At 46.8% G+C, this 519-nt stretch carries 1 protein-coding gene; it reads right to left on the reverse strand.

All coding sequences use genetic code 11. The annotated features are described in order from the left end of the window. On the reverse strand, positions 1 to 519 hold a 519-nt coding region (locus R8N49_RS30405), incomplete at both ends, for a tetratricopeptide repeat protein (RefSeq protein ID WP_318190861.1).

Consider the following 519-nt stretch of genomic DNA (forward strand, 5'->3'; position numbering starts at 1 on the left):
GTTGAATACGCTTCATAGTGACTTAGCGCCGCTTTGTAATCCCCAAGTTCTTGGTAAGCATTGGACAGCAACAGTTGTGCTCTCGCTTGTAGCAATGGCCTTGAGTTTTCCATTGCTAGTGTGAACGCTTCTTTACCGTGCTCGATCGCCTTTTCTGGCGCGTCATTTTTCAGATAAGCAAAACCAGCGGCTAAATGCCCCTCGGTTTGTAAATGGTTGTTTTCGTATCGCTCGCCCAAACCGAGTGCTTTGTTAATGTATTTGACGGCTTGTTCAAGGTTGCCAATTTCAGCAATAGCGGAAGCAAGACCCAAATACGCCAAGCCTTGTCCATACGGATAGTGGAGCTCTTCCAAGATTTTCAATGAGTTCTGGTAGTGGCTAATGGCCTTATCGAAATCTTTCGATTTGTTATACATCCGAGCTAGGCTGTGTTCGACTTGCGCTACTTTGAGTGGGGCCTCCTCAAGTTGACGCGCAAGCAAGGATTGGATGAGGTATTGCTCCGATTGCTCAAAC

This window comes from Vibrio sp. 1978 (assembly GCF_033344345.1).